The organism is Sphingobacterium rhinopitheci, from assembly GCF_022627575.1.
Classification (GTDB): domain Bacteria; phylum Bacteroidota; class Bacteroidia; order Sphingobacteriales; family Sphingobacteriaceae; genus Sphingobacterium; species Sphingobacterium rhinopitheci.
The window spans coordinates 1-22,173 of the sequence record NZ_JADEYQ010000027.1; the positions used below are offsets into that span (position 1 = coordinate 1).

The 22,173-nt window shown below is 30.2% G+C and carries 23 protein-coding genes and 1 pseudogene; 19 read left to right on the plus strand and 5 right to left on the minus strand.

The annotated features are described in order from the left end of the window. The 3 genes from IP023_RS14580 to IP023_RS14590 all read left to right on the plus strand — a co-directional run. A partial coding sequence (locus IP023_RS14580; protein ID WP_241791132.1) for an IS3 family transposase occupies positions 1-230 on the plus strand: 230 nt, incomplete at its 5' end. A 235-nt stretch (positions 231-465) separates the two neighbouring features. Beyond that, entirely contained in the window at positions 466-1,551 is a 1,086-nt protein-coding gene (locus tag IP023_RS14585; RefSeq protein ID WP_241791133.1) for a Fic family protein, read from the plus strand. A 35-nt stretch (positions 1,552-1,586) separates the two neighbouring features. After that, a complete protein-coding gene (locus IP023_RS14590) occupies positions 1,587-2,174 on the plus strand; it encodes a hypothetical protein (RefSeq protein WP_241791134.1) in 588 nt (195 codons plus the stop codon). 83 nt (positions 2,175-2,257) lie between these two features. Here the strand turns inward: IP023_RS14590 and IP023_RS14595 are convergent, their stop codons facing one another. Next, complete coding sequence (locus IP023_RS14595) at positions 2,258-2,611, minus strand: winged helix-turn-helix transcriptional regulator (RefSeq protein WP_241791136.1); 354 nt, start codon at positions 2,609-2,611, stop codon at positions 2,258-2,260. 119 nt (positions 2,612-2,730) lie between these two features. Between IP023_RS14595 and IP023_RS14600 the strand changes: the two genes are divergently transcribed. After that, positions 2,731-3,378 (plus strand): NAD(P)-dependent oxidoreductase, encoded by a 648-nt coding sequence (locus IP023_RS14600; protein WP_241791137.1) that lies wholly within the window; start codon positions 2,731-2,733, stop codon positions 3,376-3,378. Between the two features lie 169 nt (positions 3,379-3,547). Here IP023_RS14600 and IP023_RS14605 read toward each other — a convergent pair whose 3' ends face one another. Both IP023_RS14605 and IP023_RS14610 read right to left on the minus strand, forming a co-directional pair. Continuing rightward, positions 3,548-5,227, minus strand: a complete 1,680-nt coding sequence (locus tag IP023_RS14605; RefSeq protein ID WP_241791139.1) for an SUMF1/EgtB/PvdO family nonheme iron enzyme — start codon at positions 5,225-5,227, stop codon at positions 3,548-3,550. 328 nt (positions 5,228-5,555) lie between these two features. After that, positions 5,556-6,125 (minus strand): hypothetical protein, encoded by a 570-nt coding sequence (locus tag IP023_RS14610; RefSeq protein ID WP_241791140.1) that lies wholly within the window; start codon positions 6,123-6,125, stop codon positions 5,556-5,558. Positions 6,126-6,593: 468 nt separating this feature from the next. Here IP023_RS14610 and IP023_RS14615 point away from each other — a divergent pair, with 468 nt between their 5' ends. From IP023_RS14615 to IP023_RS14635, 5 genes are all read left to right on the plus strand, one after another. After that, on the plus strand, positions 6,594-7,577 hold the full coding sequence (locus IP023_RS14615) for a DUF2971 domain-containing protein (RefSeq protein ID WP_241791142.1): 984 nt from the start codon (positions 6,594-6,596) through the stop codon (positions 7,575-7,577). Positions 7,578-7,645: 68 nt separating this feature from the next. Beyond that, positions 7,646-8,437, plus strand: coding sequence for a hypothetical protein (locus IP023_RS14620; RefSeq protein WP_241791144.1), 792 nt, complete (start codon positions 7,646-7,648; stop codon positions 8,435-8,437). Continuing rightward, positions 8,437-9,555, plus strand: coding sequence for a DGQHR domain-containing protein (locus tag IP023_RS14625; RefSeq protein WP_241791146.1), 1,119 nt, complete (start codon positions 8,437-8,439; stop codon positions 9,553-9,555). Before IP023_RS14620 ends, IP023_RS14625 begins: the two co-directional genes overlap by 1 nt. Before the next feature lie 215 nt (positions 9,556-9,770). Beyond that, positions 9,771-11,366: an AAA family ATPase gene (locus IP023_RS14630; protein ID WP_241791147.1), complete on the plus strand. Its 1,596-nt coding sequence runs from the start codon at positions 9,771-9,773 to the stop codon at positions 11,364-11,366. Positions 11,367-11,677: 311 nt separating this feature from the next. Beyond that, entirely contained in the window at positions 11,678-12,283 is a 606-nt protein-coding gene (locus tag IP023_RS14635; RefSeq protein ID WP_317224559.1) for a recombinase family protein, read from the plus strand. A gap of 190 nt (positions 12,284-12,473) precedes the next feature. Here the strand turns inward: IP023_RS14635 and IP023_RS14640 are convergent, their stop codons facing one another. Next, positions 12,474-13,037 (minus strand): IS4 family transposase, encoded by a 564-nt coding sequence (locus tag IP023_RS14640; RefSeq protein ID WP_241791148.1) that lies wholly within the window; start codon positions 13,035-13,037, stop codon positions 12,474-12,476. Positions 13,038-13,298: 261 nt separating this feature from the next. Here IP023_RS14640 and IP023_RS14645 point away from each other — a divergent pair, with 261 nt between their 5' ends. The 4 genes from IP023_RS14645 (at position 13,299) to IP023_RS14665 (ending at position 17,408) form a co-directional block, all read left to right on the plus strand. Next, positions 13,299-13,937 (plus strand): hypothetical protein, encoded by a 639-nt coding sequence (locus IP023_RS14645; RefSeq protein WP_241791150.1) that lies wholly within the window; start codon positions 13,299-13,301, stop codon positions 13,935-13,937. A gap of 672 nt (positions 13,938-14,609) precedes the next feature. Next, on the plus strand, positions 14,610-15,401 hold the full coding sequence (locus tag IP023_RS14655; RefSeq protein WP_241791154.1) for a Fic family protein: 792 nt from the start codon (positions 14,610-14,612) through the stop codon (positions 15,399-15,401). A 95-nt stretch (positions 15,402-15,496) separates the two neighbouring features. Next, positions 15,497-15,754 (plus strand): hypothetical protein, encoded by a 258-nt coding sequence (locus IP023_RS14660; protein WP_241791155.1) that lies wholly within the window; start codon positions 15,497-15,499, stop codon positions 15,752-15,754. Between the two features lie 211 nt (positions 15,755-15,965). Beyond that, positions 15,966-17,408 (plus strand): ATP-binding protein, encoded by a 1,443-nt coding sequence (locus tag IP023_RS14665; protein ID WP_241791157.1) that lies wholly within the window; start codon positions 15,966-15,968, stop codon positions 17,406-17,408. 19 nt (positions 17,409-17,427) lie between these two features. On the opposite strand, the gene IP023_RS14670 is transcribed toward IP023_RS14665, so the two are convergent. Then, complete coding sequence (locus tag IP023_RS14670; protein ID WP_241791159.1) at positions 17,428-17,649, minus strand: hypothetical protein; 222 nt, start codon at positions 17,647-17,649, stop codon at positions 17,428-17,430. Between the two features lie 68 nt (positions 17,650-17,717). On the opposite strand from IP023_RS14670, the pseudogene IP023_RS15985 reads away from it, so the two are divergent. The 6 genes and pseudogenes from IP023_RS15985 to IP023_RS14695 form a co-directional block, all read left to right on the plus strand. Then, a pseudogene (locus tag IP023_RS15985) lies at positions 17,718-17,789 on the plus strand (hypothetical protein); the annotation flags it as partial. Between the two features lie 2 nt (positions 17,790-17,791). Continuing rightward, positions 17,792-18,196, plus strand: coding sequence for an Imm50 family immunity protein (locus IP023_RS14675; protein WP_241791161.1), 405 nt, complete (start codon positions 17,792-17,794; stop codon positions 18,194-18,196). Positions 18,197-19,272: 1,076 nt separating this feature from the next. Beyond that, positions 19,273-19,455 carry a hypothetical protein gene (locus IP023_RS14680; protein ID WP_241791162.1) on the plus strand — a complete coding sequence of 61 codons (183 nt, stop codon included), beginning with the start codon at positions 19,273-19,275 and terminating at the stop codon, positions 19,453-19,455. Positions 19,456-19,498: 43 nt separating this feature from the next. Beyond that, entirely contained in the window at positions 19,499-21,241 is a 1,743-nt protein-coding gene (locus IP023_RS14685; protein ID WP_241791163.1) for an FISUMP domain-containing protein, read from the plus strand. A 106-nt stretch (positions 21,242-21,347) separates the two neighbouring features. After that, positions 21,348-21,701, plus strand: coding sequence for a transposase (locus tag IP023_RS14690; RefSeq protein WP_241791168.1), 354 nt, complete (start codon positions 21,348-21,350; stop codon positions 21,699-21,701). Positions 21,702-21,871: 170 nt separating this feature from the next. After that, on the plus strand, positions 21,872-22,173 hold a 302-nt coding region (locus tag IP023_RS14695), incomplete at its 3' end, for a helix-turn-helix domain-containing protein (protein ID WP_241791169.1).

Genomic DNA, 22,173 nt, shown 5'->3' on the forward strand with positions numbered 1-22,173 from the left:
TAGTCAAACTCAATCATTTTTATCATCCCGAGCAGCTCATCGAAGCTTTAACAGAATTTGTAGACAATTATAATAATAAACGTTATCATGAATCACTGAAAAATTTAACACCAGCTGATGTCTATTTCGGTAGAACAGATCAAATTTTAAGAAAAAGAGAACAGATCAAAATGAATTCTATTGAGAATAGAAGGCAATTGTATAATCAACAAAAATTACTAAATTTATAACAACAATCTCTCCTTAAGGAGATAGACCTAAGTGTCCAATTTAGTTTGATGACGTACAAGGACATCTCGAAATAATTCCATTTTATAGAAGCTTTAGTTAGGGTTTTGTGAGACTAAATTATACTACTAGTTCTGTAACAGAAATAATTTTTACACTCGAATATTTAATAAGGGTATTTTTTTATTATTTTTACCCTTGTTTTAAACATAGAAGTAAAACTTACCCTTATATACTATGAGTAGATTTGATCGAAGAGTTCCTTATAATGATTTGCCTTTATTACCTCCAAATGTAGATATTGAGACTAAAGCAATTTTACGTAAAACAATTTCAGCAGGTCGTGCCTTAGCTCAACTTAATGGGACGTTATTGAATTTACCTAATCCTACTTTATTTCTTGATACAATTTATCTTCAAGAAGCAAAAGCAAGTTCAGAAGTTGAAAATATTATAACAACCAATGATGACCTTTATAAATCTTATGTTTCTGATAAAAAGATTGAAAATTTTTCAACAAAAGAGGTTTTAAGCTATAAGGAAGCACTTTGGCTAGGATTAGAAGAGCTTAAAAGTAAGCCATTTATTACAACAAATCTTTGTGTTAAAATTGTTCAATGTATTAAACAGAATTGTGCTTCAATTCGAGTTACTCCAGGAACAACCCTAAGTAATACTCAGGGAGAAGTTATCTATACACCTCCTAGTGGTGAAGACGTTATTAGAGAAAAATTAGCTAATCTTGAGCGTTTTATTAATGAGGATAATGAAATAGATCCTTTAATAAAAATGGCATTATTGCATTATCAATTTGAAGCTATTCATCCATTCGCTGATGGAAATGGGAGAACAGGTAGGATTTTACTTTTGTTGTATTTAAAAGTTTCTGGACTCTTGGAAGTTCCTGCAATCTATCTAAGTGATTATATTATTCAGAACAAAAGTGAATATTATACTAAACTGCAAAGCGTGACGGAAAACAACAATTGGGAAGATTATATTATATATATGTTAGATATGATTGAACATACTGCATTGAAAGGATTAGATCGTCTAAGTCTAATCACTAATGCTATGGAGGAAATGACTGCAGAGATTAAAGTAAAGCTTCCGAAAATATATTCTAAGGATTTGATAGAGATATTATTTCGACTACCCTACACTAAACGTCAAAATCTAATTGATGAGAACCTTGGTACAGCCAAAACTGTTGGTAATTACTTAATTGCACTAGAAGAAAGTGGAATCTTAGAATCCGTAAAAGTTGGTAAAGAAAAATTATATTTGAATCAAAAACTATTGACAATACTAGAAGGGAAATAGGTTTTAAGATCAATACAGCTAATAAATAATAAGCAATGACAGAAAAGCAAATTGATAGAATAAAGCTGAAGATCGATAAATATAAAAAAGCACTCTTATTGGATAAAAAGCAATGGGGAGGTTGGTATCGTGATGGGCAAGGAATAAGGTATTTGATTCCGGCACTCTATATTCAAATATCCGACTTCAAAGGAGCTATGCGGTATTTTAATTGGTTTAATAAGAATTTTCCTGATGACAGTTGTTATCCGATTTTTTTATTTGAATGGACATTCGTTTTATTTAAGAGTAATAAACTGAAAGAAGCGGAGCATAAATTGCACTTGACCTTTTTCTCAAATACATATTTGTTAGATAAGTTTCTAGAAAAGGAGTTTTTGGATTTTGATAAGCAGGAAAATTCAAACTGGGAGTTTAAAAGCATTGCAGAAGATCTTATCTATAATATGAATGATCCCGAGTTTATAGATTTCGCAAATTGGTTTTCAGAAAAACTTGAAACAAGGATATTTTTAGATAAAGCCAATAGGTTTATTGAGATCGAGCAATTATTGAAAGATGAGCCAGTAGGATCTAAGAGAACCAAGCTTGTCAATGAATTATACAGTATTAAATTGAGTTAATGCTTACTCCTTACTTTATGTGCTATCATATATCACCAGGGATTATTGAGACTTCAAACTAATGATTATTAGTTTGAAATTATTTATTTTAAAATACTTCCCCTGTAGGCAATACCCCATTTCCCCATTTCTATAATTATAGTATGTAAGCTCTCCCCAAGATTAGTTAATTCATATTCAACAGTGATAGGTTTAGTGTCGCATATTGTCCTAGTAACTAATTGATTTATCTCTAAATCTTTTAGTTCTTTAGAAAGAACCTTAGGCGATATTTTGTCTATCTGCCTACATATTTCCATAAATTTTAATTTACCTAAAAAAAATAGGGTAGAAATTATTAAGTATTTCCACTTACCACCCATTATTTCTTGGACATCCTCAATTCCTTTTAACGAAGACTTACATTGCTCTGAAATAGGTATACTATATTTTTTCATAATAAAAATTTTGAACCCTAAGATAGTTACTTATTAGTAATTACTTACCAATAGGTAATACATAACTTAAAGTAATCATCTATGAATTATTTTTGTATAAACATTAAAATTAATATAATATGAAAGTAGCAGTTATAGGTTCTACTGGATTCGTAGGATCCAAAATCATTAATGAACTAGTTAATAGAAATTATGATGTATTGGGAATATCGAGAGACAATAAAATATCAGAAAATGAAAATTTAACTTATTTAAATGTTGATATTTTTGATACAGATAAATTAGCCCAAAATATTACAGGGTATGATATATTGGTAAGTGCTTATAGCTCAGGATGGGGAAATCCCAACATGCATGAAGATTTTGTAAAAGGCTCATTATCAATTCAAAAATCTGCAATCAAATCAAAAGTAAAACGATATATCGTTATCGGTGGAGCAGGCAGCTTATATGTTACGGAATCAATACAAGCAGTGGATACCGATGAGTTTCCTGAAATTTTCAAACCTGTAGCTAGAGCTGCACGAGAATACTTTAATCTATTGAAAAAAGAAACCTCATTGGATTGGCTTTATTTATCTCCAGCATTAGAAATGCATCCGGGCATTACAACTGGAAGAACAGAAAAATATCGATATGGAACAATGACACCAATCTTCGACGAGAGGGGGCAAAGTTTTATTTCGGTTGAAGATCTAGCTGTCGCAGTAGTAGACGAAATTGAAGAAGAAAAATTTAATAAAACTTTATTTACTGTTGCTTACTAATTTATTGAGGTATTTACAATTTGATCTTAGTTCATAATGATCTTATATTCTAAGTTCATTATGAATTAACTTTATATACTTCTCGTAATACGGTTTATTTATATTTTTTATCATTAGTAAAATAATTATTAATAAATTGTTAATGCTTTCTGCATAAAATTATATTATTTTAAGGATTAATTACTATTCGAAAGCCTATTTGCCAAGCAGAATATGATCTACTAACACTATTTCTATAATATGCTGATGCTGTTTGTACAGGTGAAGAGTAATTACCTCCACGGTAATAAGCATTTCCCGTGTCACTTATTATTCCTACAGGATCAATATGGGGATTGAATTCATCACTAGCCGGCACATAGGAAGATATCGAATTATTACGAGGGCCATCTAAGCACCATTCTAATAAATTCCCTGCAATATCATATAAGCCCCAAGGGTTTGGCAGTTTCTGCCCCACTGGTTGAATAAAACCTCCTGTATTGTTATAAAAGTAGCCATAGGACATTAAGTCACTTGCAAAGTTTCCTGTGAAAAATTTTGTCTGTGTTCCCGCCCTATACGCATATTCCCATTGGGCTTCTGTCGGTAAAGTACCACCTTTCCATTGAGCATAAGCAAATGCTCCGTGCCACGTGGTACCTGCCATTGGGTAATTTTCACGACCTCGTTTTACTTCCCATTTATTGTTTTCAAAATATGGTGTACTCTCATCCCGTGAATAAAACAAATAAGTTGATTTCCCGTTGAAATTATGAAAGACATAACCCTCATCCCCATCAGATGTCACCCCAATAGCATTCAAGAATTCAGCATATTGTGCAACTGTAGTTTCATATTTACTCATATAGAAACTTTTACTGAATTTCACCCAATGTTGAGGTTTGTCTGTAACGCTAGTAGCAGACGTGTCAGGTGCTCCCATTAGGAATTTTCCTGCTGGTATATAAGCATATTCAACAGGTTGGCTGCTTATTACACCTTCTACAGGTATATTTGAATTTAGTACCCAAGGAGCCACAGAAGATAATTCAACGGTTAGATTATTATCCTTTATAGTTATGAGATAGTCATATTGTTTACCTTTTTCAAATATATCGATAGAAGGAAGCTTATAAATCCATTCTGAAGTACCCTGTTTAAACTTAAAGAACCTATTATTTATATTTTCATGCGGAATTACAATTCCTTCTCTTGCTGCCCCTATTACTATTGGGTTCGTAGCCAGCTGCTTGTTAACAATTACTCCTGTAGCCAAATCAAAAGCTGCTTGATCGTAAAATCCTTCTAAAGAAATGATTAGGTTGTTAAGATCAATCGAAGAACTTTTCGATTTCTGAAGATGAAAATTAACCATACTTAGTTGGTGTTCAAATGCTAAAGAGATAGCCGCACTTTGTTTATTAATATTCTTATTACTGTTGGAATACAAGAAGTCAATAGCCTTAATATCAATTTGATTACGAATATCAATAGAGTATGTTGACGATATTCCGGATCTATAAGGAGCATATCCTATAATATCTATTGCCTGTTGCTGCGGGTAAAAAATTTGATTGCCGACGAGCGTTGACACAGAGCTGCTGCCATCATGATGATATTCCCGATTAGTCTCTAAGACGTTATTATTGAAGGTACCACTATTTGCTGTAAGTATAAAAATACCATAAGAAAATGCATCAATGGGCCTAGAATTATTCCCTAAGCCTGCAATCTTATCTTTAATATCGAAGTAAACAGGCTGTTCACTTTTCAAATTATCTACTAATTGTGTCTTATCACAGCTTTGTAATCCTAAAAAAATACAGAGTACAACGCTGAAAGCATAGTATTTTGTCACTCTAATCATAAAAATATTTAATCTAATAAATTATGCCCTAAGCTATAAAAACTATAGTAGCTATACTATTAGACTTACAAATAAAATTAGTAGTAGCTAAGTAATTTTATTTAAATACTTTTTTTTGTTGTTAAATTGTAAGATTTCCCAACGTAGTTGAGTCTCTACTTTAAATCTTAACGAGGGTTTATTGAGACTAATTTCTCGTTAAGGAAGTAGATATTGGTGTCAAATGATAAGGTTACACATATAAAACAAAAGTCATTAATAATCTATTGATTATTAATGACTTTGTATACTTTTAATTGTATATATCTTTTCAAAAAAGTTACCTTTATTATTCTACAACAAAAATAATGCTATTTGTTATTTGATTAAGCATATCTATAGCTTTCTGAATACTATTCGAATCCTTAGCGCCATATACACTAATAGACACCATATATCTTCCCTGATCATCGATAATAACAGCATCTTTTGATGTATTATTATTAATTATATAGTTAATAAAAACATGGTAGTTATTTATATTTTTTATATCTAAAAAATATGTACCAGGGCTCATTTCCTGTGAAAAAAAAGCATTATATCCCTTTTTTATTTCAGACAATAATTTATATCGGGATGTTTTTGGAGGATATGATTTTGCTTGAATATTGATAACTAGATTATCCTTAAAATAATATTGTCCCTTATAGTAAATGTACTTTTTATCATGTTCGGAAGCTATCCCTCCTAATAGATCATTAATACGTGTGTGTGCTTCACTTGAATTAATTAAAGATGAATTAGGTAAAATATTAGTGGATCCAATATTATAAAATGGTACAATTGTTTGAGCTTGCGTTTTGTGTAGCATTAAAAATGCAAGTATAAAGAAAAGAGTTGTTTTAAAAATTTGATTCATAGCTTTAATTATTACAATTAATTTTTGGCACTGTACCAGAAACTGTGTAAGTTATAAAAATTCTGTTAGGGCTATTTCTTGATTTAAAGTCTAATCCTATCTTTATATAATACCAAGAACTGGTCATCAAATGTATATTCACTCATTCCTAGGTTGTATAGTGTTTACTTTTAGAGATTGATTCTGAAAAATACAAATCAGGGTTTATTGAGACTTTTGGAGTTAGCTTATTTAAGCTTTCATACTAGTTGGTAAATAATGTCCATATATATTATTTCGCTATACAAATTTGAATATAAATAGAATACTGCCATTTATTTCGATTTACCCATTTTTAATTTAATTAAGTGTGTTTATTTTTAAACACTTGCACCTTTAAGTTAATCTTTTAGCGAAATACGGCTATAGGATGATTAGCGAAACTTTTTGTATATTGGTTTCGCTAATATAGCCTTTAGTGGCAATTTTATGACAGAGCATCTAGAGAAACTAATTAAATTCTTAAAGCATTTTCTCCCAATAGAAAATGCTTTAAGAATTTATTTTGATAATTGTGAAAAAACTAAAAAACAAAAGATCAATATACTTATCTCCGAAGAAAATAATTTTTTTTCAAAAAGCCGTTACTTTTTGAAAAAAGGATTAAAAAATCCAATACATTTTACAAGTTTAGAATCAGCAGAGGGCATAATAAATTCAAATAATCTAAGATTATATAATTTATATAATATGAATGACCCTATCGAATTTGATTTTTCAAGTAGAATATTTAACAATTATTTATCTGACTTACCTACAATAAAGGAAAATCTATATTCTATGTCATTTTCTTCTGGTGAAATTTTAGACAAAGAGAGATTTAATGATCAGTTTAATCAATGGAGGTTATATGGGGACAATGGTTATGGAGTTTGCATTGAATTTGATATAATAAATAATCCTATTAATTGGATAAATTTCCATATGAGTAAAATTCAATATGCCAAACTTCGTAAAGCAGGGAGTTCACATAGTAAATTTGGAATACTTAAAGAAATATTGAATAAAATAAACCCTGATGAGTATTTAATAAATTTTGATTTGTCAAAAATATTTAGTTTCCATAAGAATGTTTTGTACTCAAATGAAGAGGAAATTAGATTACTTTTTGATGCTAGAAATATTGATGCTAAAAACCTGGTTTTAACGGAATTAATTAAACCAAAATATATGGAAAATAACAACCTAATTAATAACAAAAATATACGTTATTTAGAATTACCTTTAATCCCAACAAATATTGAAACTATTCCATATTTTAAAATAAGCAAAATTATCATTGGATATGCATATTCGCTAAAAGAATATCAAAAGCTAAATAATAAACTCGGAAATAAATGTTTAACAAATCTTGGGTATAAACCTAAAATTACTAGATCTCAATTAGCATTGCAATATTGGGGAGAAATTTAAACTGCCACTAACACGGGCTTTGCGTCGCTGGGCCATTAGACGATATTATAAAAACCATATAACTAAAAATGAATGTCATAAAATTTACGTTTGAAATAAAAAAGAGATACAATTTTTTATCAAAAAAAAATATCGTAGACATTGTTAATGAAAAACTTAAGGCTGAATTTTCTGATACGCAATATTTAAAGAAATGTAGAGATAAATGGGAACAACTTGAATATAGTGGTGTTAAATCTTTAAAACCAAAGAATTCAATTCACAGTTATTATACCGAAAAGAATGTTCAAATTTTTGCGTTTAAAAACTCAAATCAAAAGAATGACTTAGTAAACGACCATTCAATAACATTAGAAATTATTGCTATTGGAGATCTGACCGTTGATAATTTGTTAAACATCTCTTTTAAAAAACTTGTAAATGTTTATAATTCATTCGCAATTTATTGCAAGCATATAGGTGAAACTAGAATTTACATCTTCCCTTTCAGTACAGAGAATAAGGATATTTATTCATATGATCTGAAAATTAGAGCTCAGATTCTTAAACCATTTGGTTTAGGGAAAAATGATATTATTAAGTGGATCTTATTTGCATTTATATTAGTTGGATCTGGAATTTACTATTATACTATTAAAGATTCTAAAAATCAAGATGCTTTAAGAAATATACTTTTATCAGTAATTGGATCCTCAATATTCTTCATTTTAACAGATGTAATTTTACTATTATTATTACCGTTAATAACTAGAGGTAAATCTAGATTAGTACAAATTAATGACTTATCTAGTGTTGTTGAGACAAATCCCAATATTCTTACTACAAATAATCAAACTGAAACTTTAACAATTCCTGAGTAATGAAGATTCCATATATAAAAATCAAACAACGTAGCGAAACATTTTATGTGGTTAAATTCAATGCTAAGAATTTAATTGATAGATTAAATTTTCATTTTAGAGAACCTTATTCTGATTTCGAAAAAGAAGATGTTGTTTTAAAAAATAAAAAGTACATTCAAGATGTTAGAAGAAAAGGTGTTGAAATTCAATCTAATGAAGAAGGTATACAGAGAAGATTACAAATCGATCGTATAACCAATATTAAAAATTACATAGAAAGTGATATCACAAACTTTCTTCCTAATACTGTATTAATTTCCGCAGATATATCAAATAGAATTGATATTGAAGAGCAAATTCTATCTGCAGAAAATAATGAAATTGGTTTTTTTAATTTTCCGGAAAATTTCTACTTTAATATTATAGATGGACAACATAGATTAGGAGGTTTATCATTATTAGACAATGATTTATTAGAAGAATTTGAAGTACCAGCTATTATTCTTTTTAATATATCGATTGAGACTGCAGCTAAATTATTTGCAGATATCAATGGTAAGCAAAAGGCTGTTAATAAATCCTTGATATATGATTTATACTCTCAAATTGACAATGAAAAGCATAAAGAAATTTCAAAATTTCACAACATTTGTAATTTACTATATAAAGACAAAAAGAGTCCATTATATAGACAAATAAAAATGCTAGGAGTAGGAAGTGGAAGCATCTCTCAGGCATTCTTTATAGATTACGTTAAAGATTCTATTTCTAAAACGGACTTAAAAGAGAAGAGTGCTCAAGAAATTTTCAATTACTTATTTTGGTATTTTAAAGCTTATCAAATTAATTTCCCAGAAGATTGGTCTGTACCGTTAGTATTCTCAAATAATAAAGAAATTGATAAACACGCAGAATATGTATTAAAAATTAGAAAAAGTCAATTACTTAAAACTAATGGCTTTGGAGCAATAATTAGGGCTTTCCCACACTTGCTGAACAAAATTTCCGATCCAAAAGATTTTGAAAGAGTTATAAAAAAACAAGTTGGTAGAATCAATTGGGTACCTCAAAATAAGGGTACTGGAAAAGCTATACAAAATCATTTATTGAACGAAATACTCGATTGCTATCTATAACCTCGTATTGGCAAAATGGCGGTTTAAGGGAGAAATTGAAAGTTTCTCTTTTTTTGTCGCAACAGCTTTTATATTTCCTTTTTTTATTATTTTAGAAAATAATAAAAGGCTGTTACTTAGCTTATGCTAAATTGAAAGTTTCGGCTTTCTAATCCGCCACTATCGCCAATACGCGGCCTATTTTAGCACTCATCCTAAGAAACCAAACGATAACAATGAAAATTAAGACCATCGAAATAAAGAATTTCAAACGTTTTACTGACTTGACAATTTCTAATATTCCAGAAACTGCTAGGTTAATAATTCTAGTTGGACAAAATGGTAGCGGTAAAACTTCTCTTTTTGAAGCATTTAATCATTGGTATCAATTAAAGAGTTATAGTACCGTTGGTAATCAGGATTATTTTGAGAAGAAAGAAGGTATTATTTCAACAGGACAATGGTATGAAAACAAAGTAAATGTTGAGTTATTTAATAATCCAAATGCACAAGAATTGAAAGGTAAATTTTATTTCAGAACTGCTTATAGGAATGAACCTGATTTTACCATCTCTAACTTGCAAAGCCAGAGTGACCCGACAGCAAGTATCAAGCTTCAAACATTAATGCAAAATGACATTACAGTCTCGGAAAACTATCAAAGACTTATTGCACAAACATTATCTGGTGTTTTTGAAACATCTAACGATACTAAAACTGTTGAACAATTAAGATATGAACTCATTGGTAAAATAAGAACATCCTTAGCCTCTATTTTCGAAGACCTTAATCTTAGCTCAATTGGCGACCCATTATCTAACGGTAGTTTCTACTTTAAAAAAGGAGTTTCTAAAGATTTTCATTACAAGAATCTATCCGCAGGTGAAAAATCTGTTTTTGATTTGATATTGGATATGATTATTAAATCTTCTTTTTATCCTAACGCAGTTTTTTGTATTGATGAGCCTGAAGCACATATGCATACTAGACTACAAGCTCAAGTATTAAAAGAACTTTTCAATCTTACACCGGATAATTCGCAATTATGGATTTCTACTCACTCAATAGGTATGTTAAAACAAGCTGAAGAACTTGAAGTGACAAACCCTGGAAGTGTTGTTTTTCTTGATTTTGATAATCGTGATTTCGATTTAACTGAGGTTATGAAACCTGCTAAAATTGATAAAGCAATTTGGGATAAGTTTTTCGATTTAGCATTTGCAGATTTTTCAAAATTGATATCTCCTTCTACTATCGTTTTCTGTGAAGGATCATCTCAAGGTAGAAAATATAAAGATTTTGATGCTCAAGTTTATGGTAAAATTTTTGAGAATAAATATCACGATACAAAATTTGTTTCAATAGGAAGTTCAACTGAAATTGAAAATGTAGAAAATCAGTCTGTGAAGATGTTGTCCAATATTCTTAAATCATCAACACTTATAAAATTTATAGATAGAGATGATAAAAGTGACACTGAAATACAGGAGTTGTTAAAAAAAGGTGTGAAAACATCATCAAAAAGACATATCGAATCTTATCTTTTTGATGACGAACTATTAGCTAAATTATGTGCATCTGTTGGAAAAGAAGGTTTATTGCAAAATTGTTTAGATGCAAAAGAAAAAGCGTTATCAGACAGCGTTGGAAGAGGTAATCCAAAAGATGACATAAAATCGGCAAGTGGAAATATTTTTACAGAAATCAAGAGAATTTTGAGTTTAACACAATGTGGAAATAATAAATGTGCATTCATTAGAGATACAATAGCACCTTTAGTAACAGAAGATACTGATGTATTTAAAATGCTTGAGAATGAAATATTCGGTTAAAAGTACGAGTGCTAACAGCGGTTTGGCCAAAGAGGCGTTCAATACTCCGCATCGACAATTGTGATAAAAATATTTACCTCAATTCTTATTTTGAGTTCATTTTACCAATTATTCAAATAGTATTTCTTATATAAATGAGAAAATGCAAAGTCTCATTATACGGTAGTATATTGAGACAGTAGGCCATTCCTGGTTTATAAACACAAAAGTTTATGGGTTAATAATCTGGGGTACTTTCTCATTTTCTTAAAAACTCGTCTCTTTAAATAAAATTTCATAAATTTATTATACATGAGTTTATGCGAAAAATTATGAAGATAGGATACGCTAGAGTCTCGACTAAAGATCAGAACTTAGACTTGCAAATTGAAGCGCTTCAAAAGGCAGGTTGCGAGAAGATCTTTGAGGAAAAAATTTCAGGTTCGACAAAGAGTCGACCTGAGTTAGATAAGATGATCGAACAGTTTAGAGAAGGAGATGAGCTTTATGTTTGGCGACTTGATAGATTGGGGAGAAGTTTAAAACATATTATTGATTTGGTATTGTCGCTAAGTGAAAAAGGCATTATCATAAAGGGGCTGACCGATGGGGTGGATACTAGTACTATCAATGGCCGGTTGTTTCTGAATCTTATGGCATCCTTAGCGGAATATGAACGAGAGTTAATTCGTGAAAGAACGAAAGCTGGCTTGCAATCAGCCCGAGCACGTGGTAGGCTAGGAGGTAGGCCCAAGGGATATAGCAAAGAAACCATTTCTAAATTATTACTTATGCGTTCAGTTTACAAAGATGTCAAAAAGAGTCCGGAGGAAATATATACAGCACTTAATTTGACACGTGCTACTTTCTACCGCTACGCAAAGATTTTGGATACTCATACGGATGAGGAAATAAGGAGAATGACTGTCGGTAAATAGTTTGCTTATTTTAAGTGTAATTTACCTTGATTGAACAGGTTATATTAACTTTACGTAGTAATATGCATTGAATAAATATATTAAGTTCACAAGTGTCCTAAATAAAAATTTTAGACATATAATATACCTCCTTATCTAGCTTCTAGATAAGTTTTCTGTTTTAAGCTGAAATTATACCCTCTCTATTGTTTTAGAAGAGTTTAAACTGTCCAATTTTATCAGGAGGTTTACCTGAAAAGAATGGATCGTTTGCCCATTTCCAGAGATCAATTTTCACAAATATATTCAAGCGAATAAAGCTCACAAGATTGGATAAGTTCCAATCGTATTTAGCCTTTTTCTGAATGTATTTAAAGAGTAGTATTCCTATTAATGCAGTCCAAATTTGGATATAGACAGCATTTTCTGAGGTTCCTACAAAACTTGTTACTTTCAGACGCTGTTTTAGATGTTTGAAGAAAGTTTCAATCTCCCATCTTTCCTTATATAAGGCCGCTACTGTTGATGCTTTCCAAGTGAAATTGTTTGTTAAGAACTCATATTCAGCATTATTTATGCTGTCCCAAAAACGAACTAGACGCATTTTCTTTCCTTGATAGTGCTTTTTAGCATCTCCGTCAAGTTCAATGATCTGATCCTGAAGAACTCCGCTGTCCTTGAGTGCTTCACTTTGAAATGTTCTCACCACTGTATATTTCATGTTGCTTTTACTGCGTGTGACAAAAAAGCTCTGGTTGCTGTTCAAAACGTTCATCCAAGCATAATCTTTATGTATTCATCTGTGCTTCATACTTCGTGTTTTTATTTTAAAATAGCTAAATATGAATAACTTGTTTTTTCTTTAAGTACATTTTTTTTTAAAATTTATTATTTTATATTGACAGAGTAATCACGTCCTTATACGCCTTAAATATAATTACTAATTATGAGAAAAACTTTACTAATTATGATTGCTTTGGACTGACGTTTTAATTATTTTTTCTATACTATTATTTATTATTTAATTTAAAAATTCATGAAAAAAGCAGTACTTATTTTAACTGTAGTAACCGGGTTGTCTTTAACGTCAAAAGCTCAAGAGCTTAGTAGTTTTAAGAAAAAGGATCTTTTCCTTGAAGGAAATTTTAATACAACGATTAATAATGATAATGACTTTGGTCATAAGCGTACGATAGTTAATTTTAATCCAAAGGTAGGAGCTTTTGTTGCAGATAAGTTTGCCCTAGGATTAAAGTTTAATGTATCAAGTGATGCTTCCAAAATTAATAATTTTCACTATGGTCAAAGCTCTGTAAATATAAATTATTATGGAATTGGCGTATTTGGTCGTTATTATTTTTTGGAATTAGGCAATCGCTTCAAAACATATACCGAGATAGGAGGGAATTATTCTTCAGGGAAGAGAAAAAGATCGGGGACTAACTTAGAGGTAAGCAATAAACTTCATAATTATAATTTAGATGCTACTATTGGTGCAAATTATTTTTTAACGAATAGAATTGCTATAAATTTTGCTTTTGCAAATATTATTGGTTTTAATTCTTCCAAAGACGATGGATTGGGAGGTAATTCAATAAATTCATTTCATGTTAACCTTAACAATTTCAATAATTTCTTTCAGTCAGCACAGTTTGGACTGACGTTTAAGATCTAGCTATAGTACAATAATTTGTAAAGAGACTGTCTCAAAAAGTGGGCACTGAAAAAGACCTAATAAAAAATTAGAGCTTCCAAAAAGGCTGAAAACTGTAGTTTAAGCTCCTTGACAATCGATTATTTGCGGGGTTAAAATGTATAAGATTTCAAATAGACAAAATAAAAGGGCTTATGAACATAGAAATTCATAAGCCCTTTTTTAAGGGATAGTTTTCAGCGCCCTCGTAAATATGAGACAGCTTCTTTTTTTGCTGTACTTCAAACCTCCTTAGCTCTTCTGGATATGCAAATAAAATTACAGTCTAAGTTAAGCTACATTCTTGTAAATATTATTTTGATTATTAAACTCCTCAATTGTTTTGTAATTTAATGCACGGTTGTCGTACTTCGTTTCTTCGTAGACTTTAAACTTACTTATTTTAGTTTGTTTTTCAATGTTTCATAAGGTGTTTTTCCGTTAAATGATCCATGTGGTCTATTGAAATTATAGAAGTTTTCCCACTCTTCTAATTTGGCATTTAGATCTGTACGTATTCAAACTAAATTGGACATTTGATAGTACTTTTATAAGGAGATAAGTGTCTCAAAAAATGTTCAGTAACGATTAGTGGTTCATTGGTTTTACCTATATTCGTAAATGCTATAGTATAGCAGATAATCTCAAAAAACTATGCAAGCTATCTTAAAAAGATATAAAGAACTTGGCATTGACAATGCCATAGATCACGATAAATTTAATTTTATATCAATAGTTCATCATTCTACTGTGTTAGAAGGTTCAACATTGACAAAGATTGAAGCTGAGGTTCTAATCAATGATGGTTTAACACCTAAAGGAAAACCTTTGGAACATTCTCTAATGGTATCGGATCATTATAATGCTCTTCTATATATTATTGAACAGGCTAATAATAAAAAACCTATTACAATAAGCTTAATTCAACAAATAGGAGGATTGGTGCTAAAAGGTACGGGTACTATATATGAAACTGTATTTGGTAGAATTGATGCTTCTAAAGGTGATTTTAGAAAGGGAAATGTAGTAGCCGGTGATACATATTTTCCAAATTATGATAAAGTAGAGAAACTAATGAATGAATTAGTATCTACGCTCAATCAAAAAATGAAACAGAATCTAACTTTAGAAGAGCAGTTAAATTTATCTTTTGACGCTCATTTTAATATGGTTTCAATACATCCTTTTTACGATGGAAATGGAAGATCATCAAGATTATTAATGAATTACATACAACAATATTATAATCTTCCTTTAGCAATAGTCAATTCAGAGTCTAAAGCTGACTATATTAAAGCTTTGATCGACACTAGAAATAAAAAAGATATTAATGTATTTAGAGAATTTATGAAAAATGAATATACAGAATACTTAAAATCTGAAATAAGTAAATATGAAAAGCTTATAAAGCCTAAAATGGGCAACGGTTATAAATTCCTTTTTTAATAATATATCTCAAAAAAGGTTCAATAACGACAGGTATTTCATTAGTTTTATTTATATTCATAAATCTATTGTATAACAGATTTTCTTAAAAAACGATGTATAATATTCTTGAAAGCAATATAAAATTTAACAGTAACGGACAAATTTTATCTGTGTTAACACTTGTAGAATATTCTAAAGGTGATGTTAGAGTAATTGAAGCAACGAACCAACCAAGAAGTGGCTATATGAATATTGCTCATAGAACTGACTATGTTTTATTTGACTTATTACAAGAGGTCGCAGGATATGGAATGGAAACCACAGATAAAAATAAAATCCCTACTGAATGGTTTAACAAATACTTTAAATAATCTGAAGTAACGATACATTAATATGTAAAATGTACGTCATCAAGCTAAATTGGACACTTAGGTCTATTTCCTTAAGGAGAGATAAGTGTCTCCAAAAAGGTTCAATTAAGCTTTTTTTATAAAATTATTTCATCTATTTGTTAAAATAAACCAAAAATAAGAAGATTTAAATCTATTTATTTTACTTATATTTGTTTAAATAAGAAAATAAATGAGTAGATCTAGTGTTATTCCTGTACATAAAATTATTGACCGATTACAATTTGAAAATCCTTGGTGGGTAACTAAGGAAATCCCTATCCTTTATAAGGAGATGTCTAAAAGGTTGTATTTTGATTTGTTTTATCCATTTGTACAAGAAACAGATATTAGACGTGCTGTAGTATTGATGGGGCCTAGACGAGTTGGAAAAACAGTCATGATGTTCCATACAATAGATCAATTAATTAATGATGGTATCAATCCACAACGTATATTTTTTATTGGAATTGATAATCCAATATATGTACAATTAAGTCTACAGGATATATTGGACCTCTGTTTAGAATCACTTCAGATACAAGATTTAAAAGGTACTTATATCTTTTTTGATGAAATTCAATATTTAAAGGATTGGGAACGACATTTAAAAGTTTTAGTTGATACTTATCCTGATACTAAATTCATTGTCTCAGGATCCGCTGCAGCTGCTTTAAAATGGCATAGTACAGAAAGTGGGGCTGGAAGGTTTACCGATTTCATGTTACCGCCTTTAACTTTCCAAGAATTTATTCATTTAAAAGATAAAAATCATTTAATAACAGAGAGTACTATAGAATATGATAAACAAAATATTCCGTATTGTTTACCCCTTAACATAGATGAGCTAAATTCAGAATTCCAACAATATCTAAATTATGGAGGTTATCCCGAAGTTGTTTTGTCAGAAAAGATACAAAATGATATGGGGCGTTATGTTAAGAGTGATATCGTTGATAAAGTATTATTGCGAGACCTACCTAGTTTATATGGTATAAGAGATGTTCAAGAACTTAATCGTTTTTTTACGTATATAGCTTATAACACTGGAAACGAGTTTTCATATGAAGTAATGTCAAGAGACAGTGGTATACAGAAAGATACTTTAAAAAAGTATTTAGAGTACCTCGAAGCTGCTTTTTTGATAAAAGTTTTAAATAAAGTAGATATTAATGCCAAGCGACTAAAGAGGGTAACAAGTTTTAAAGTATATCTTACTAATCCATCTTTGAGAACAGCCTTATTTTCCCCTGTAAAAGCTACAGATGATGAAATGGGCAATATGGTAGAAACAGCTATTTTATCCCAATGGATGCATAGAGAAAATCTAGATTTGACATATTCTCGTTGGAAAGATGGTGAAGTAGATTTAGTTTTAGTTGATGATAAAAAGTTTAAACCTCGTTGGGGAGTCGAAATCAAATGGAGTAATAGATATTTTGAGAAACCTCAAGAATTATCTAGCTTAATTCAATTTTGTAATAGCAATAATTTTAAAGCATCAATGGTCACTTCAATAAATAAATTAGGTGTTAAAGAAATAGGTGATATATTATTAACATTTATTCCAGCATCTGTTTATGCATATAATATTGGAGAAAATACATTAAAAATGAAAACTAAAATAAACACTTAGTTGATAGGTCTAAACAGTCTCAAAAAATGTTCTCATATATAAACAAATTTAATCCTATTCTTTTAAATCTGCCTCCACATAAAGGTAGCAACTCCACTTTTCTCCATTTATAGAATGTACTCTTTTTAACACCAAATAGTTCATAAGCTTCTTTGCTTTTACCGCGTGCTTGAGCATATTTTAAAACTTGGACTTTTTTTTGAAAGGTTAAATAATCTTGAATAGCTTTGGTCTTTTCCATATCGTAAAACTAATTTACTTTTTTATTAATTAGTCTACGAAGATTTGCTGTAGGCACATCATTTCAATGTCAGACCTGAAGAAAACACAAGAAAAGGTAAATTTACTAATGCCAAAAATCATTATCCGTTTAATAAATAATTATGTTGTTGTTAAATATTGAAAATAGAGATATCATCAAGGGGATCTATAAAGAGAAAGAACCTCGATTAGAAGATCTTACTTTAAGGGAGGTGTCAATTATAACAGGTTTGGATGTTCGATTGATCGTTAAATTTGACACTAGAGATCTTCCAGAAAGTTTGCCAATAAAATGGAGAGTAAGAAATGTCAATTGTGTTCAATTTGTTGTCGAATGTGTAGATGTAAAACTGAAAATTGTTGACATAATAGATGAGTGTCAACACATCAAATTAGAAATTCATAAAGAAATTGACAGCAAGACGGTTGTATTTAGAGATGTATTTGAAAAAGTTGTTTTGGCACTCGAAGTTAAATGGATATATGTAAGAAGTATAGTTGGTTATACAGATAGTTATGAGTTATAGTCTGGTCCCTTAATTGGTTTATAATACAAACAACGCCCAATCCTGTGAAAGATTGGGCTGTGTTTAAATTTCCCTTAAAAAAGCTTAAGAAGAATCCGAAAATAGCAATTCCTTGAATTATTCAAGGTCTAATCTGGTAATTATTATTCTTTATTTTAAATAATACTTGTAAACACTATAAATAAGAGATATGCTACCGATAAATAAAAAGAAAAACCAATATTTTCTAATATTACTCCATCCATCATTATTTGAAAGTTTAGCCATTAAACCAATTAAGACAAGCACAATAGATGACAACAATTCAAAAAAAAAGTTAATTTCCATATTTTAATTGATTAATGATTTAAAAATTAATATTACTCCAAGAATAAAACACAAAATAACACTACCCCATAATCCAATATAATTTTCATAGGTAACACCTTCCCTTCCTGTTTCTTGAGAGGAAATCTTTTCTTTCCTAATCAAGAAAAAATATATTAAAAAACTAATCAATAATGATATTAACCCCTCAAGAAATAAAGTAAAATCCATATTATTATTTAAATCTATTTAACGTTTTGTCCGTTTCCTTTTTTAACAGACCTTCCCATAATCCTACAGCTTGTTTTGTCGCTTTTGGATACTAATTATTTTTCATTTTTATCTAGTTATTAGATATTGTGTCATGAGAATATATCAACCTCAAAAACATAAAAAACTATCTTCATCATTAACTAATTTATTAATCGTACTTTTTATTCCATTCATAGGTTATTACCTAATAACAAAATAATTTTATATTGTCGTACGTCATCAAACTAATTTGGACACTTAGGTCTATCTCTTTAAGGGAATGTTAGTCTCACAAAATGTTCCTTATATTTTTATTCCTACTTGTCCACTTTATGCTGACGATTTACAATGTTCATGAATATCGAAATTTCAAAACAATTTACATTTTAATATGTTTATTTATTAAGATATATTTTTTTGTAAAACAACATATCTTAATAAATTAACATATTGTTTTTATAAAAATTTATTATTAATTAATAATCATTTATTTTTTATTAAAAAAAATATACATTAATATGAAAAAAAAAATAAACGTATTAAAACACTACATAAAACCCCATTTTAATATTATAGTTATACAAATAGAGGAAGGCATAGCAGCTGCTTCTACAGTGATAAAACCTTATAATGAAAATAGTGAGGTGCTTGTAGAAGACTTTACTCCTGAAGATGATATTCCAGGAAATTTAAGCTGGTAGATTAGCAAAAATGTGAAACTATTATTTATAAAAAACTAAGATCATGAAAACAAATTATAATTTTATTTTAATATTTAAATATGTCTCCTTTTTATTTTCTTTTTGTTTTTTATTTTCCTGCGCTAAAGATTCAAAACTAAATATAAATGAGAAAAGAAGTGTTGTGATTAATGTGTCCTCAGCCCTCGCCAACACGGAATACGAAGGAAATATTATTAATGGTAAGTCTGCCTCAATTACATCAAACAGCACTACTAGAGCGAATATTTCAACAATTTCCCTGAATAAGGATTATTATTTGGAAGCTGTAATTTCACCTTCTAAACCAACAAAAGCGGTAAGCAATAAGATTAAAAAGGATAATTCGCCCATTTATTCAGCAATTAACAAAGCTACAACTAGCCCATTTACTCCAGGTTTTATTTACAGGTTATTAGTATATAACAAAAATACTGGAGATTTTGTAACACAACGAGAATATATAAGTGGGAGTGAAGATGAGGAAGATGCACTAAAATTAGACGGAGGCGTTACTTATACTTTTGTAGCATACTCGGTGAGTTCGAGTAGTGCAACTCTTTTACCGACTGCACCTGAAGTGAATATATCCTCTGCAGCTATTAACCTTGTTACTAGTAACCTTGGTGCTAGTAACCAATTTTTATTCTTTAAGAAGGATCTCACTATATCTGGTGAGGCAGTAGAATATTTAAATATAATTTTTAAACCTCAATTTACGGAAATTAATGTTACCATTAATGCTGAAGCTACAGGATATAATATAGAGACCGTTGGGGCTAACTTGAATGTAGAAACTAGTGATTTTAGTTTTTCATTTCAATCTGAAAATATTACAAACACAGGGGGTAATGTACTGACAACAAACACATTAAATTTCCCTGCTCTATCGACAGAAGAGGTGACGTCTACGTCTATATTTATTAAACCGCAAAGCGTCACAAGTCTTCTTACTTTAACTAGTTTAAAGATTGGAAATATAACTGTAACTTACCCTTCAGCAGGGCTTACTCCCTTACTAACTGACGTAGATTTACTACCAGGTAAAAAATATACTATAGCCTTAACTGTAGTTCCTGAAGATAGATTTTATGTCGAAAATGGACAGCTTGTTGCTTCAATAAATGGACAGGTATGGATGCGTAGAAACGTAGGAGCAGATGCTAGTGTTCCTGAAGATGTAGACATTTATTCTGCTGGAAATTATTATCAATGGGGTCAAAATACTTATACTTCATTTCGTGATGGTTTGGCAACAAGTGCACCAGCTACTTGGATTGATAATAGTGCACTGAACGCTAGCTTCACATCTTGGAACGCAGGCACTGAGTTAAGTCCAAAAAAGAATGTGGCAAATGATCCTTGCCCAAACTACTTTCGTATACCTACACAGACAGAATATAACACATTAATGGACAACACAATTCAAAGTCCTGTTGGTACAACAGGTAATGCTGGGTTTGGTAATACATTTCGGAGCAAGAGGAATGCAGAAGTAGTATTAACTTTCCAAGTACAGGGCTGGTTTAATATAGAGAATAATACAGCTACTACGGAAGTTGATGATTACATATTTTTACCAGTTAGTCACAAACTTGAATGGTTATGTTATTGGACTTCGACTCGACAAGCATTAGATGAGATCTCTTTTTTATATTTTACTGGTAATGATAATAGTTCGGCATACATTACTGCATCACCTTCAAATGGAACAGCATTGATAAGTATGCCTGTTCGCTGCATATCTACAGCTAATGATCAACCATAAATGACTACCTTAAAAGGTAGTTCCTTTTTGTAAATCGTCAGCAAAAAGTGGACAGTTAAAGTTATAATCTTAAGGAGGGTTTTCATTAAAAACATTAAATTTAATTATGGAAACTCCAAAGAAAAAGAGCACTGAAAAATTTGTCAAAGGCATTCGTAAGTACACCCGTAGGATTTTCAGCTCAGAGCAAAAGATTCTAATCGTAATGGAAGGCCTTCGAGCAGAGATTTCAGTCGTCGAACTCTGCCGTAAACACAACATTGCCCAATCTCAGTTTTATTCCTGGAACAAAGAATTTATGGAAGCGGGTAAAAAACGTCTTTCAGGTGATATTACCAGAGAAGCAACAAGTGATGAGGTTTCAGATTTAAAGAAAGAAAATGCTCGTCTGAAAGAAATTGTAGCCGATCTAGTTCTTCGCTACGATATTGTAAAAAAAAGTTTAGACATGCTGGATTAATCCATAAATACAGGAAATATATGCGATTATCAGCAGGTGAAAAATACGAGATTATATAAACAGTCACACAGAATGAAATCTGTGTAAAACGTACTTTAGATAGTTTTGGGATTGCCCGAAGTGTTTTTTATAAATGGTACCAGAATTATCTCAAAAGTGGCTTTGATGGCTTGGAAACAAGTAAAAGAAGTTGTCGTAGTCAGTGGAATAGTATCCCCCAAGAGCAAAAGGATCTGGTTGTAGAAATTGCGTTGGAACATACCGAGTTTTCTTCAAGAGAATTAGCTTACAAAACAACAGATGAACAAGGTGTTTTTATTTCTGAATCAAGTGTTTATAGGATATTAAAACAAAGAGATTTGATTCCTGCACCCAATCATTTTCTTATTTCAGCAGCTAATGAGTTCAAAGATAAAACAGCATTTGTGCATCAAATGTGGCAGACGGACTTCACTTATTTCAAGATTATTGG

What these genes read in the sequence shown, in the direction of transcription:
- IP023_RS14640 (WP_241791148.1), bottom strand. Translation starts at nt 13,037, where the DNA reads ATGAACGTTTTGAACAGCAACCAGAGCTTTTTTGTCACACGCAGTAAA.
- IP023_RS14680 (WP_241791162.1), top strand. Translation starts at nt 19,273, where the DNA reads ATGAAAAAAAAAATAAACGTATTAAAACACTACATAAAACCCCATTTT.
- IP023_RS14635 (WP_317224559.1), top strand. Translation starts at nt 11,678, where the DNA reads ATGAAGATAGGATACGCTAGAGTCTCGACTAAAGATCAGAACTTAGAC.
- IP023_RS14585 (WP_241791133.1), top strand. Translation starts at nt 466, where the DNA reads ATGAGTAGATTTGATCGAAGAGTTCCTTATAATGATTTGCCTTTATTA.
- IP023_RS14690 (WP_241791168.1), top strand. Translation starts at nt 21,348, where the DNA reads ATGGAAACTCCAAAGAAAAAGAGCACTGAAAAATTTGTCAAAGGCATT.
- IP023_RS14670 (WP_241791159.1), bottom strand. Translation starts at nt 17,649, where the DNA reads ATGGAAAAGACCAAAGCTATTCAAGATTATTTAACCTTTCAAAAAAAA.
- IP023_RS14675 (WP_241791161.1), top strand. Translation starts at nt 17,792, where the DNA reads ATGTTGTTGTTAAATATTGAAAATAGAGATATCATCAAGGGGATCTAT.
- IP023_RS14645 (WP_241791150.1), top strand. Translation starts at nt 13,299, where the DNA reads ATGAAAAAAGCAGTACTTATTTTAACTGTAGTAACCGGGTTGTCTTTA.
- IP023_RS14615 (WP_241791142.1), top strand. Translation starts at nt 6,594, where the DNA reads ATGACAGAGCATCTAGAGAAACTAATTAAATTCTTAAAGCATTTTCTC.
- IP023_RS14660 (WP_241791155.1), top strand. Translation starts at nt 15,497, where the DNA reads ATGTATAATATTCTTGAAAGCAATATAAAATTTAACAGTAACGGACAA.
- IP023_RS14630 (WP_241791147.1), top strand. Translation starts at nt 9,771, where the DNA reads ATGAAAATTAAGACCATCGAAATAAAGAATTTCAAACGTTTTACTGAC.
- IP023_RS14610 (WP_241791140.1), bottom strand. Translation starts at nt 6,125, where the DNA reads ATGAATCAAATTTTTAAAACAACTCTTTTCTTTATACTTGCATTTTTA.
- IP023_RS14655 (WP_241791154.1), top strand. Translation starts at nt 14,610, where the DNA reads ATGCAAGCTATCTTAAAAAGATATAAAGAACTTGGCATTGACAATGCC.
- IP023_RS14605 (WP_241791139.1), bottom strand. Translation starts at nt 5,227, where the DNA reads ATGATTAGAGTGACAAAATACTATGCTTTCAGCGTTGTACTCTGTATT.
- IP023_RS14600 (WP_241791137.1), top strand. Translation starts at nt 2,731, where the DNA reads ATGAAAGTAGCAGTTATAGGTTCTACTGGATTCGTAGGATCCAAAATC.
- IP023_RS14685 (WP_241791163.1), top strand. Translation starts at nt 19,499, where the DNA reads ATGAAAACAAATTATAATTTTATTTTAATATTTAAATATGTCTCCTTT.
- IP023_RS14665 (WP_241791157.1), top strand. Translation starts at nt 15,966, where the DNA reads ATGAGTAGATCTAGTGTTATTCCTGTACATAAAATTATTGACCGATTA.
- IP023_RS14625 (WP_241791146.1), top strand. Translation starts at nt 8,437, where the DNA reads ATGAAGATTCCATATATAAAAATCAAACAACGTAGCGAAACATTTTAT.
- IP023_RS14590 (WP_241791134.1), top strand. Translation starts at nt 1,587, where the DNA reads ATGACAGAAAAGCAAATTGATAGAATAAAGCTGAAGATCGATAAATAT.
- IP023_RS14595 (WP_241791136.1), bottom strand. Translation starts at nt 2,611, where the DNA reads ATGAAAAAATATAGTATACCTATTTCAGAGCAATGTAAGTCTTCGTTA.
- IP023_RS14620 (WP_241791144.1), top strand. Translation starts at nt 7,646, where the DNA reads ATGAATGTCATAAAATTTACGTTTGAAATAAAAAAGAGATACAATTTT.